Genomic DNA, 12,286 nt, shown 5'->3' on the forward strand with positions numbered 1-12,286 from the left:
AAAACCGATAGTTCTAATAACCCCAATACACTACAGGTAACAACATCCCACAAGATGTGTACACCTGGCAACCCTATCAAACAATTAATAAATCAATTTAAAACTTTAAAAAAATGGCTGCAGGAAAAGAAACCACCAGGCAAAAGATGATCAATATCATGTACCTGGTTTTATTGGCAATGCTGGCCCTGAATGTATCAGAAACCATATTAGACGCGTTTAAAACCATAAACGACAGCTTAACCGCCTCGGCGGCAAATGTGGGTAATTCGGTACAGCAATTATTCAGCACTTTTGAGCAAACCCGCCTTAAGGAATCGCCCGAAAGGGCCAAACCTGTATATGAAAAAGCAAAACAGGCAAGGGAAGCAACAACAGATCTGGATACTTACATCAGGGACATCAAAGCAGAACTTAGTAATCAAAGCAACGGGTACGATCTTGTAACAGGCGACCTCAAACAGCGCGACAACCTTGATATCGGCTTTGATGTAATGATTAACAAAAAGCGGGCTACTGCATTAAAGCAAAAGATTAACGATACCCGCGAAAGGTTGCTCACCTTGTTAGGCCCGCAGGATAGTAAAACGGTATCATTCAATCTTAATGCTGATGACCCAGTAAAACGAGGCCCCAGCCACCGCAACTGGGAAGAGCTGAACTTTGGCGAGGGCGTGCCCTTAACCGCTACGTTCACGATACTTTCCCGCATCCAGGCGGATAACAAAAATGCCGAATCGGAAGTGGTAAAAAAGATACTGGGCAAAATGGACCAGGCAGTAGTGAACCTGGATAAATTTGAGGCTGTGGCCGTGGCGCCAACATCGTACCTGATACAGGGGCAGCCTTACACCGCGCAGGTATTTTTAACTGCTTATGATTCGCGCTCCACCCCGACCGTACAGGTTGGCGGCAGCCCCATATCAGTTAAAGATGGCCGGGGTGTGTACAATGTAAATACCAGCCGCGAAGGCGTATTTAACTGGAAAGGCACCATCAGCGTAAAACAAACGGATGGTACTATAAAAACCTATACCACGCCCGAGCAGCGTTACATTGTTTCAAGGCCATCGGCAGTGGTATCGCCCGATAAGATGAACGTATTTTATATTGGGGTGGATAACCCGGTATCGGTTTCTGTGCCGGGTATTCCCTCAAAAAGCATCAGGATAGGTATTTCGGGCGGCACGCTCAGTGGTTCCGAAGGGAAGTACGTAGCCCGGGTGACTACTCCAGGTACAGTTACCGTTTCGGTATCGGCAGAGATTGCGCCGGGTAAAGTACAGGTATTAAGCCATACCCAGTTCAGGGCCAAACGCATTCCCGATCCGGTTGCAAAATTCTCGGGCCGGTCAAGCGGCAGCGTACCTACCGTGGCTCTAAAAGCTCAGAATGCTATTTTTGCCATGCTGGATAATTTCGACTTTGACGCCAGGTTCAAAATCACCCGGTTTAGCCTTATTATAGCCAATCCTCGCGAAACCGCATCGGTGCAGGTTGGATCGGGCAATACCCTGAATGATTCCATGACAGCATCCCTTAACAGCATTAAGCCGGGCTCAAGGGTAATTTTTGATAATATTATAGCGGTTGGGCCCGATGGTTCGCCAAGGCAACTGGCGCCGGTGGCGCTCACGGCCAATTGATATTATATAGTTTCAGATATCAAACAATGTATAAGCCTTAGCCTTGTGCATTCTGCTTTTGGCTTCTATAATATTGACTATTCAATGCCATGGGTTCGGCATTGGGTAGTCAATATTTGTTGTTAAGTTCCAGGTCATACCGCCTTTCGGTAAGCTCTTTATCAAACCCGTTGGATACCTTTTCTTCGGTTAACCGGAAGCCATAACGGGTATACAATGAGATGGCTGCATGCTGCTCGTTGGTTGTCCATAAATATGATTTGTTTATCTGCGATTCCTGCATGTAGTTTATAAACCCATCCATCAGCTTTTTGCCCAGGCCCAGCCCCCGGTATTCGGGCCGGAAAATAAAATAGCGTAGTTGTATACTATCTCCGCGGTCAACGCCAACCAGCACCCCTATCATTTGCTGCAGGTGCTCGCAAATCCATACCCTGTCTTTACCGGCGTTGTATTGGCTGGCAAAATCGGCCAGGCCCTGTAATACATAGCGCTCAAAGTTAAGTCCGTAGCCACATTCCCGCGCATAAATATCTCCGTGCAGGTACGCTATATAACCCAGGTCGCCGGGCTGTAATACTGTCCGTATGTTAATATCGCCGATGTTTAACGTTGCGGTCTTTTCGTTATTCATTGTTTATTTTAAAATAGTCATAATCTGTTGCATATGCGCTACCAGTTCCAACTGCCTGGCAGCAGGTAAATCTTTTATCAGCTGATTAATTTGCTTATCCGATGCCTGGTTAAGTTTTTCAAATTCAGCCATTCCCTTATCTGTAAGCGAAAGCATCATTGCCCTTGCGTCATGTTCCGAAGGTTTCCGGGCAATCAGCTTATCCCTTTCCAATTTCTTCAATAACCGGCTTAAATAGCTTTTATCGATATACATGGCCGAGATGATTTGGGAGGCCTGCATACTTTTGGCCGCATGGAGCTCGTATAAGATACGCGCCTCGGCCAATGAGTAATCACTTTGCAGCAGGTGTTTATCCAGCAAGCCTATAATATCTGTATAAAAACGGCTAAATGCCCGAATTTGCTGAACCGGTGACGATTTTATTTCCATTTAAATGTGATGGTGCAAAGCTAAGTTCACAAATATAGTTGACTATGTCAACTATATTTGTGATTAATTTTAATTTTTATGGCAATTAAAATCCTACCTTGTATCAACCAATTAGTTATGAAAAGAAAAACTTTTATCCGTTTAGGCGGCACACTTATGGCTACACCTTTTTTATCTCCTGTTATCAGCCTCGCCGGCCAGGCACCTTTGCAAAACTGGGCGGGCAACCTTACTTACAGCACCGCTAATGTGCAGCATCCGGCTACAGTGGCCGAGGTACAGCAATTGGTAAAAAAGCACAGCAAGCTTAAAGCTCTTGGCACAAGGCATTGCTTTAACCACATTGCTGACAGCAAAGACGACCTGGTATCAACCAAAGAACTAAATAAAGTAATCTCCATCAATAAAAAAGCCATGACCGTTACTGTTGAAGGCGGCATTAAATATGGCGAACTGGCCCCCTATCTGCATAAAGAAGGTTTTGCTTTACATAACCTGGCTTCATTGCCGCATATATCCGTTGCGGGCTCTATCACCACGGCTACGCATGGCAGTGGCGTTAAAAACGGCAACCTGGCCAGCGCCGTAACAGCGCTTGAAGTGGTTGTTGCCGATGGCAGTATAGTCCATTTTTCAAAAGCTGCCGACCCGGAAAAGTTTAACGCGGTAGTTGTTGGGCTGGGTGCCATAGGGATTATAACCAAAGTTACATTGGCTATTGAGCCCACTTATATGATGCGCCAGCGCGTGTTTTTGAAACTGCCCATGGCACAGGTTAAGCAACATTTTGAGGCGATAGTATCTGCAGGTTACAGTGTAAGCCTGTTTACCGATTGGCAAAACGACTACGTAAACGAGGTTTGGATAAAAAGCCGCATGACCGAAAAAGACCATGACGGCCCCGAATTTTATGGCGCCAGGGCAGCCACCAAAAACCTGCACCCCATTTATGATCACCCCGCCGAAAGTTGCACCGACCAGTTAGGTGTACCCGGACCATGGTACGAGCGTTTGCCTCATTTTAAAATGGGCTTTACCCCAAGCAGCGGTAAAGAACTGCAATCAGAATTTTTTGTACCGATAAAACATGCCGTAGAAGCTATTGAAGCCGTTGCTAAATTGGGCAAACAAGTTGGCCCGCATTTATTTATCACCGAGATTCGTACTATAGCCGCTGATAATCTTTGGATGAGCCCCTGCCATAACCAAACGTCGGTAGCCATCCACTTCACCTGGAAACCCGAAACCGAGGCTGTCACCAAATTACTGCCTGTTATTGAAAAAGCCCTGGCCCCCTTTAATGCCCGGCCGCATTGGGGTAAAGTGTTTACCCTCGATCCGAAAGTGCTGGCCTCACGTTATGAAAAAATAGCCGATTTTAAAAAGGTAGTTGCCGAATATGACCCACATGGTAAATTCAGGAACGCATTTTTGGAACATAATATTTATGGGGGATAATAATATCCCATAATAATGCTATTTATTATTTGCCAGAAGGTATTTTTTGAATAGGAATTGTTTTATATTTATGTAATCTATAAACCCAATTTTACGCCTATGAAAATCCTTACTGAACCTATCGGGAGCATTCCGAGGTCACCTGAGCTTGTAACGGCCATTACCACGCAAGCCAATGCCGATGAGTTAAATAAACTTTATGCCGATGCAATTGCCGACACCTTAAAGGAGTTTGAAGAAACCGGCTCACCCGTTATTACCGATGGTGAGCAAACCAAATCAAGCTTTGTTACCTACCCGCTTGAAGGCTTAACCAACCTAACATCCGGAGGCATGACCATCAATTTTGAAGATGGCCACTCGCGCCAGTTACCTTTACTTACCAAGGGGCCTTTCAGATATGGCAATTATGCATCAAAATACCTTGCCGCGGCTCAAAAACTAACCAGCCTGCCCGTTAAGCAAGCCATCATTTCGGCATCCGCACTTAGTTTAATTTATCCCCCAGAGGGCATCAAAGGCTATCCGCAAGCTGAATTTATTACCGACCTGCTGAATGAATGCGAAAAAGATATCAGGCTTTGCCTGGAACAGGGCGCATATAAAGTACAAATGGATTTTACCGAAGGACGGCTGTCGTTAAAGCTCGATCCATCCGGCGGCGTATTGAAACACTTCGTTGGCCTTAACAACCAGGTTTTTGACCGTTTTACGCCAGAAGAACAGCAAAAACTGGGCGTACACGTTTGCCCCGGCGGCGACCACGACTCGACCCATAGCGCCGATATCGATTATGCCGCTTTTTTACCGGATTTGTTTGAACTGCACGCAGGCAGTTTTTATTTGCAGCTGGCCAGCGAGCCCGACAGGGTAAAAGTTTTGAAGATCATTAAACAATACCTTAAGCCTAATCAGAAAGTATTTATTGGCGTGATAGATGTACTTAATCCGGTAATAGAAACCGTAGAGGAAGTGCGCGACAGGGTACTTGAAGCTGCAGCCTTTATCAACACAAACCAGTTGGGCACCACCGACGATTGCGGCTTCTCGCCATTTTGTGATGACGTATCAACAACCCGAGAAACTGCTTTTGCGAAGATAAAAGCAAGGATTGAGGGAACGAAACTGGCGGAGACGGAGTTGACCGCATAAAACAAATTTGCTCAATTCTTAGGCCTTCCGGTATTTGCGGAAGGCTTTTTAATTTATCCGATCAATAATCGCAGATCTGTTCAATGGTGATCCTAACTTATGAAAACAAAAAAATTCATCCGCAGCGGCCCTCATTTGCCGGTAAAAAGCTTAAAGCAAACCCTTGATTATTATCGCGAAGCCCTTGGTTTTTATGATGAATGGACAGCCGGCGATAAAGACGGTGGAATAAGACGTGACGACATGCGCCTGCTTTTTGGCGAGGACGCCGAATTTACCGCGGCAATTAATAATACCACACACCGCCTGCCCCTGATGTGGTTTGTAACTGATATCGACGAGGTTTATGCCGAACTGCAAGGCCGGAAAATTGAAATAGCCGATAGCTTAAAAACACACTCATATGGGTTAAGGGAATTTGCTTTTATAGATATTAACGGGTATTATATCAGGGTAGCAGAAGGTATTTAGGAATAATAGTTACACTGGCGCGGGGTTGCTGCCACCGACAGGTCACCGTATATCTAAAACTCATTTTTTTAAGTCGTTTTTGGTGATAAACATCCATAAAGGATGTGGATCTTTTGCCGATCTGTATAGGTACAGGATATCGCGTTTTTTTATCTGTGAAATAGTTGTATCTGGCTTTATGATGCCAAATTTAAAGTAATCGGGGGTTGAGGTTTTAAACCTGATAGTGTCGTTAATAAGAGTGTAATTACCGCTAACTTTGCTAACACCGAAACAAATACTTTTAATATAAAAACTCATATCCTTTTTCAGCTTGATATAGCTCTGACAGCCTGCAACCCCCTCCCTGTCTGCCAGTAATACATCTTTGCTTTCCATTTTTTCAAAATCTATAATTCCGTAAGGTTGTGTAATTATGCATCCAAGCAAAATAGCTACACAGAGCATGGAGTAAATTCTTCGCTTATCGCTAAACTTTTCTTTTATGACTAAATAAAGTTGCCTAAACCAAAGTATAACCGTAATTGGCATCGAGATAATGAACACAAAAAGCATCGGAAACATCAGGAAACCCAGTGATCCTTCCCAAAAATAAGAGGTATTTATTCCCAAAAAGCATATGGCAGCCCAAATGAGCAAACCTTTATTTTTAATCATGACCAGGTTTTGATATTGCTAAATATACATAGTATCGTGCAAAAACAGCGAAACCGGTCCGTCCCTTTTAAAAAAAGATCTTTAACTCCTAATTATACATCACAATAACCTTATCAACCATCCCATCACCATTAAAAAATAAATTTTCGACGGCATTTTTGCCGCTATCGGTGTTATGGTAGTATATGCTGATGCTGTTTACGCCGGTAAGCACTTCTATCAGTTCAAAATACAGGTTGGGCAATTTGCTCAGGGCGGTTTCCCAATAAAGTCTTACATTATTTTTGCCCGATATGATACCGCCGCAATCGGGGTATATTTTCAGGGCATAGGGTGTTTGGATGCTAAAATCATCGGTATAATGTGCCATCAGCGTATCCAAATCCTGTTTATTCCAGCAGTTTATCCAATCGGCGGCAAACTGTAAAGCAAATTGATTATCTATCATACCTATTTTGAATCTGATTAAACACCGGTGTTTATAGGGCAAAACTAAACTTTCCCATCAACACCTTTGGATTGTTACCTATGGCGATGGGTTCGCCGCATAAAGCTTCATTGCCCAACAGTGCAAATAATATCGCCTCTTTAGCATCCGGGTTGATCCCCAAACTGCCGGTATCTTTAATGTTAGCAAACACCTGCCTCAACCGGGCTATCACAAAGGGGTTTCTTGCCCCGCCGCCGCTTACAAATATCTTTAGATTATCAGCCCCGATATTGGTTTTGATAAAATTGATAACGGATGCGGCTGTAAATGCGCTTAATGTACTTACCAAATCTTCGTGCGCCAACTCCTTTGTTTGTGACCGTTGTTGCGCCTCTTCAACAAATGCCAGGTTAAACAATTCCGGCCCGGTAGTTTTTGGCGCAGCCTCGTCAAAAAACGGGTGGTTGAGCAGGGCGGTAAGCAAATCGTGGTTTATTTTGCCGCTGTTGGCAATGGCAGAATCCTCATCAAAAGCTTTGCTAAAATACTTGCGGCAGGCGGCATCAATCAATGTATTACCGGGGCCAATATCTGTGCATAAAACTTTGTTTGTATCACTATCGGCGGGTAAATAAGTAAGGTTAGCAATGCCGCCGATGTTTAGCAAAACCCGTTCTTCGCCGGGTTTACTGCCCAATAGCACATCGCCATATAGGGCCAACGGTGCGCCTTCCCCGCCTGCGGCAATATGTTTTTGCCTGAAATCGCTTATGGTCAATATTCCCGTTTTTATTGCCAGGTGATCGCCGTCGCCAATTTGCAGGGTGGCATTCGGATAGCCTGCCTGTTTATGTAACCGTTTGGGTGCATGGTAAATAGTTTGGCCATGGCTGGCAATAAAATCAACTGTACTTGGTTCGATATTCCATTCAGAGAGCGCCTGAAGCACCAGTTGTCCGTGATAGTTGCCGATGAAGGCATTTAGTAAAGTCAGTTTCTCCAGGTCGATTGTTTTTTGGGCGAATACCTGCTGCACTTCTGCTTTAAAATTTTCGGGATATGGTATCGTGATGAATTGTAGTAATTCAAATTGGGTTTGTAAGCCATTGCCCGTAAACCTGCATAAAGCGATATCCAGCCCATCTAATGATGTGCCCGACATTAAGCCAATGCCGGTTTTGGTAGTTTTCTGTGCGACATCAAAAAGCTTTTGCAAATTTTGGTTTAACGGTAACATCCGGTTAAATTACTATTTGTTGGCCGTTTACAAAAGTTAAAATAATGGATACACTCCATAAATATCTGATATATTTGTTTTCAACCAAATTCACCCCATCCCATGGCCCGATTAAATTTATTGGAAGAGACCCGGTACGAGAAGCTGCCGGTAAGCGTTTATGGCAACCAGCAGGAGGCATCTATTGCCGTAGCAGGCAGGATAGCCAAACTTATCCGCGATAAGCAGGCAAAAGGCGAGCAGGCAGTGCTTGGCCTGGCAACAGGTATTACCCCCATCCGTGTTTATGCCGAGCTGGTACGCTTACACAAGGAAGAAGGTTTATCATTCAAAGATGTCATCACCTTTAACCTGGACGAGTACTATCCCATGAAGCCCGATGCCGCCCAAAGCTATGTTACTTTCATGTATGAGAACCTTTTCAGCCATGTAGATATCGAACCGGCCAATGTGCACATACCCGATGGCACTTTGGATAAAGACGCCGTAGTGGCCTTCTGCCTGGATTATGAAAAGCAGATTGAAGAATTAGGCGGTCTGGATTTACAAATATTAGGTATCGGGCGTACCGGCCACATCGGTTTCAACGAGCCGGGGTCTGCGCCAAACTCGGGCACCCGGCTGGTTACCCTGGATGATTTGACCCGCAGCGATGCCGCGCGCGATTTTGGTGGTAAGGCCAATGTGCCTACCAAAGCCATCACCATGGGTATTGGCACCATTTTTAAAGCCCGCGAAATTATCCTGATGGCCTGGAGCGCCAAAAAAGCGCCCATTGTTAAGAAAGCAGTTGAAGGTGAAATATCAGGCGAAGTACCTGCTACTTATTTGCAATTATCAGAGCATGTTGAATTTGTGCTGGATGAAGCGGCCGCATCTGAACTTACCCGCTTTGATACCCCATGGCTGGTAAAAGATTGTTCATGGGATGATAATATCCTGAAAAAGAAAGCCGTGATCTGGCTGGCTGACACCATAGGCAAACCAGTATTAAAACTTACCGAAGAAGATTATAACAACCACGGTATGGCTCAACTTGCCGTAGAGCAAGGCCCGGTTTACAATATCAATATTGATATTTTTAACCAGATACAACATACCATTACCGGCTGGCCGGGTGGTAAACCAAATGCGGATGATTCACAACGGCCTGAAAGGGCTTTGCCGGCGAAAAAGCGCTCGGTTATCTTCTCCCCCCACCCTGATGATGATGTGATTTCGATGGGCGGTACCTTTATCCGCCTGGTTGACCAGGGACATGATGTTCATGTGGCTTACCAGACATCGGGCAACACTGCAGTTTGGGATGATGATGTACTGCGGTACATGGAATTTGCCATCGACTTTACCAACAGCATTGGCGAAGACAGCGACCACCTGACTTCGTTATACGAAGAAATGCGTGCCTTCTTCCCGCAGAAACAACCCAACCAGATTGATACCCGCGAAATCCGGAATGTAAAAGGTTTTATCCGTAAAACAGAGGCGATTTCGGGTGCTCGTTATGCAGGCTTGCCGGATGATCATATCCATTTTATGGCCTTGCCGTTTTACGAAACCGGCAAAACCAAAAAGAACACCGTTGGCGAGGAAGATATCCAGCTGACCATCGACCTGTTACAAAAAATAAAGCCACACCAGATCTTCGCAGCCGGCGATTTTGCCGACCCTAACGGCACCCACCTGGTTTGCTTTAACATTATTCTTGCCGCCCTCGACCGTTTAAAGGCAACCGAAGAATGGGTAAAAGACTGCTGGTTATGGATGTACCGCGGCGCATGGCACGAGTTTGAAACCTATGAAATTGAAATGGCCGTACCGCTTTCTCCGCAGGAGGTTATCCGCAAGCGTAATGCTATTTTCAAACATCAATCCCAAAAAGACAGGCCGGTATTTCCTGGCGACGATGCAAGGGAATTCTGGGTTCGTGCAGAAGACAGGACACGAGATACTGCTAAGAAGTATGACAGATTAGGATTGGCTGAGTATGAGGCAATGGAAGGATTTAAGCGTTATAAGTTTTGAGAGGTTGTATGTTTTACGTGGTACGTTATACGTCAGATAGCAACAAGGTAATCCTATCGCCTATTTATTTCGATCCTATTTATGCAGAAATTTAAGGATTTAATTCTATGGAAAGAGGCCCATCAGCTTACCGTTAAAGTTTATGAGGTATCCAAAAAATTCCCGAAGGAAGAACTATTTGGTGTTACATCTCAATTAAGGCGAGCGGCAACATCAATCTCTTGCAATATAGCAGAAGGTTGCGGAAGATACACTTCAAAAGATTTTGCAAATTTCCTTCAAATTTCACTCGGTTCAACTAATGAAACTGATTACCTGACAATATTGGCAAAAGATCTAAACTATCTTTCCGAAGTCGATTTCGATATATTACAGGAAAAAATCAACAAAATTAGAGCAATGAATATTAACTTACTCGAAAAAGTAAGAAACAAAAACGTATAACTTAAAACGTCCAACGTATAACCTAATGATCTCGCAGGAAAAAAAAACAAGGCTCCTCTCCCTCGATGTAATGCGTGGGGTTACCATCGCAGCAATGATATTGGTGAACGATCCCGGCGATTGGGGCCACATTTACGCACCATTGGAGCATTCCAAATGGAATGGCTGTACGCCTACAGACCTGGTGTTTCCATTCTTTTTGTTTATGGTTGGGGTATCGGTTACCTATGCTATGGAAAGCAGGAAAGCAACTGTTTCTCATTCTAAACTAATTCTTAAAGCCCTACAACGCACCGCTATCTTAATTGCCATCCCCTGGATAACGCAATTGATATTTCATTGGGATCGTGGGTTTTCGCATTTGAGGTTTCCCGGCGTATTGCCCCGTATAGCCCTGGTTTATTTTATTTGTACCATCATCTATTTAAAAACGTCACAAAAAACACGCGATTGGATTTTTGCCGGCGCGTTGATTGGTTATTTCATTATCATGACATTTATCCCCGTTCCGGGTGTAGGCCATGCCAACCTGGAGCCAGCGACCAACATGGGGGCCTGGATAGACAGGCTGGTTTTTACCACCAATCACCTCTGGAGCGAATCGCGCACCTGGGACCCGGAAGGCTTATTGGGTACCTTACCGGCTGTGGCAACCGGGCTGTTTGGTATCAGGGTTGGCACCTGGCTAAAGCGAAAAGATATAGACGACAATGTTAAAGTTAGCTGGATGTTTACCTACGGCGTTATAGCTGTTGTTGCAGGGCTGGTTTGGGATTTGTTTTTCCCGATCAATAAAGCCTTGTGGACAAGCTCCTTTGTGCTTTATACCGGCGGCCTGGCTACCATTGCGCTTGCACTAAGCTACTGGCTTGTTGATGTGCAGGGGCGTAAACGGTTTACTTATCCTTTTGTGGTATTTGGTACAAATGCTATCGCAGCGTACGTGCTATCGGGCTTTATTCCCCATTATATGGGGATGATTAAAATTGGCGGTTCATCAATTTATCAAACATTTTTTGCGCCATATTTCTCCCCGGTGAACGCCTCGTTGGCAAGCGCCATATTTACAGTTATTATATTATGGCTGGTGATGTGGATATTGTATCTTAGAAAAATTTTTATCAAAATATAATAAATGAACCTTAAACTAACCCTTATCGCGTTAATTGGTATTTTACTAATAAGCACAGCAAATTCAAACGCACAAACTACCTCCGCTACTTTTAGCGCATCGCAATTAAAAGCGGCCGAACAACTTTTAATAGCTACCGGCATAAATAATCAATTTGGAGGAATTGTTGACAATATGATAAGCGCATCAAGCGCACAAATTCCCGAAGCACAACGAGGTGAATTTATAAATGTAATGAAGCGCTTCATGGTCAAATATTATTCATGGGACGCATTGAAGGTTGAATTTGCAAAAATGTACGCTTCCGAATATACCGAAGACGAGCTCAATCAATTAACGGCTTTTTACAATTCGCCGCTTGGCAAAAAGGTAGGTGCAAAAACTCCTGTTTTAATGCAAAAGGGCATGGCCTTAGGACAAAAAACAATAGCAGATCACCGGCCTGAGTTGGAGCAAATGATGCAGGATGCTTTTGCGAAAAAAGAAACGCCCGCCAAACAATAAATAGGTCCCCACAATTTGTAACTAATACTTTCGTTTAGCATCTTAGCATAATATATTCCCTTAA

At 44.3% G+C, this 12,286-nt stretch carries 13 protein-coding genes; 8 read left to right on the top strand and 5 right to left on the bottom strand.

The genetic code is table 11. From position 1 onward, the window contains the following. The first annotated feature begins 113 nt into the window (after nucleotides 1-113). A complete protein-coding gene (gene porM, locus AC1DXF_RS04200; RefSeq protein ID WP_477446432.1) occupies nucleotides 114-1,646 on the top strand; it encodes a type IX secretion system motor protein PorM/GldM in 1,533 nt (510 codons plus the stop codon). A gap of 109 nt (nucleotides 1,647-1,755) precedes the next feature. Here the strand turns inward: porM and AC1DXF_RS04205 are convergent, their stop codons facing one another. Both AC1DXF_RS04205 and AC1DXF_RS04210 read right to left on the bottom strand, forming a co-directional pair. Beyond that, the gene (locus AC1DXF_RS04205; protein WP_477446434.1) at nucleotides 1,756-2,280 is read right to left on the bottom strand and encodes a GNAT family N-acetyltransferase; all 525 of its coding nucleotides are present in this window, start codon (nucleotides 2,278-2,280) and stop codon (nucleotides 1,756-1,758) included. A gap of 3 nt (nucleotides 2,281-2,283) precedes the next feature. Beyond that, on the bottom strand, nucleotides 2,284-2,712 hold the full coding sequence (locus tag AC1DXF_RS04210; protein WP_477446437.1) for a MarR family winged helix-turn-helix transcriptional regulator: 429 nt from the start codon (nucleotides 2,710-2,712) through the stop codon (nucleotides 2,284-2,286). A 117-nt stretch (nucleotides 2,713-2,829) separates the two neighbouring features. Here AC1DXF_RS04210 and AC1DXF_RS04215 point away from each other — a divergent pair, with 117 nt between their 5' ends. From AC1DXF_RS04215 to AC1DXF_RS04225, 3 genes are all read left to right on the top strand, one after another. Next, on the top strand, nucleotides 2,830-4,170 hold the full coding sequence (locus AC1DXF_RS04215; protein WP_477446439.1) for an FAD-binding protein: 1,341 nt from the start codon (nucleotides 2,830-2,832) through the stop codon (nucleotides 4,168-4,170). A gap of 99 nt (nucleotides 4,171-4,269) precedes the next feature. Beyond that, nucleotides 4,270-5,322, top strand: coding sequence for a cobalamin-independent methionine synthase II family protein (locus tag AC1DXF_RS04220; RefSeq protein ID WP_477446441.1), 1,053 nt, complete (start codon nucleotides 4,270-4,272; stop codon nucleotides 5,320-5,322). A gap of 99 nt (nucleotides 5,323-5,421) precedes the next feature. Then, the gene (locus AC1DXF_RS04225; protein ID WP_477446443.1) at nucleotides 5,422-5,793 is read left to right on the top strand and encodes a VOC family protein; all 372 of its coding nucleotides are present in this window, start codon (nucleotides 5,422-5,424) and stop codon (nucleotides 5,791-5,793) included. Nucleotides 5,794-5,853: 60 nt separating this feature from the next. On the opposite strand, the gene AC1DXF_RS04230 is transcribed toward AC1DXF_RS04225, so the two are convergent. From AC1DXF_RS04230 to AC1DXF_RS04240, 3 genes are all read right to left on the bottom strand, one after another. Next, nucleotides 5,854-6,450, bottom strand: a complete 597-nt coding sequence (locus tag AC1DXF_RS04230) for a hypothetical protein (protein WP_477446445.1) — start codon at nucleotides 6,448-6,450, stop codon at nucleotides 5,854-5,856. Nucleotides 6,451-6,538: 88 nt separating this feature from the next. Further along, a complete protein-coding gene (locus AC1DXF_RS04235; protein WP_477446447.1) occupies nucleotides 6,539-6,898 on the bottom strand; it encodes a nuclear transport factor 2 family protein in 360 nt (119 codons plus the stop codon). Between the two features lie 31 nt (nucleotides 6,899-6,929). Further along, a complete protein-coding gene (locus AC1DXF_RS04240; RefSeq protein WP_477446449.1) occupies nucleotides 6,930-8,117 on the bottom strand; it encodes an anhydro-N-acetylmuramic acid kinase in 1,188 nt (395 codons plus the stop codon). Between the two features lie 102 nt (nucleotides 8,118-8,219). Here AC1DXF_RS04240 and nagB point away from each other — a divergent pair, with 102 nt between their 5' ends. The 4 genes from nagB (at nucleotide 8,220) to AC1DXF_RS04260 (ending at nucleotide 12,222) form a co-directional block, all read left to right on the top strand. Beyond that, nucleotides 8,220-10,142, top strand: a complete 1,923-nt coding sequence (nagB, locus tag AC1DXF_RS04245) for a glucosamine-6-phosphate deaminase (RefSeq protein WP_477446451.1) — start codon at nucleotides 8,220-8,222, stop codon at nucleotides 10,140-10,142. Between the two features lie 81 nt (nucleotides 10,143-10,223). Continuing rightward, nucleotides 10,224-10,586, top strand: a complete 363-nt coding sequence (locus tag AC1DXF_RS04250; RefSeq protein ID WP_477446453.1) for a four helix bundle protein — start codon at nucleotides 10,224-10,226, stop codon at nucleotides 10,584-10,586. A gap of 25 nt (nucleotides 10,587-10,611) precedes the next feature. Continuing rightward, complete coding sequence (locus tag AC1DXF_RS04255) at nucleotides 10,612-11,718, top strand: acyltransferase family protein (RefSeq protein WP_477446456.1); 1,107 nt, start codon at nucleotides 10,612-10,614, stop codon at nucleotides 11,716-11,718. A 3-nt stretch (nucleotides 11,719-11,721) separates the two neighbouring features. Next, the gene (locus AC1DXF_RS04260) at nucleotides 11,722-12,222 is read left to right on the top strand and encodes a DUF2059 domain-containing protein (protein WP_477446458.1); all 501 of its coding nucleotides are present in this window, start codon (nucleotides 11,722-11,724) and stop codon (nucleotides 12,220-12,222) included. The last annotated feature ends 64 nt before the right edge of the window (nucleotides 12,223-12,286 follow it).

The sequence above is a fragment of the Mucilaginibacter sp. P2_A5 genome (genome assembly GCF_056404995.1).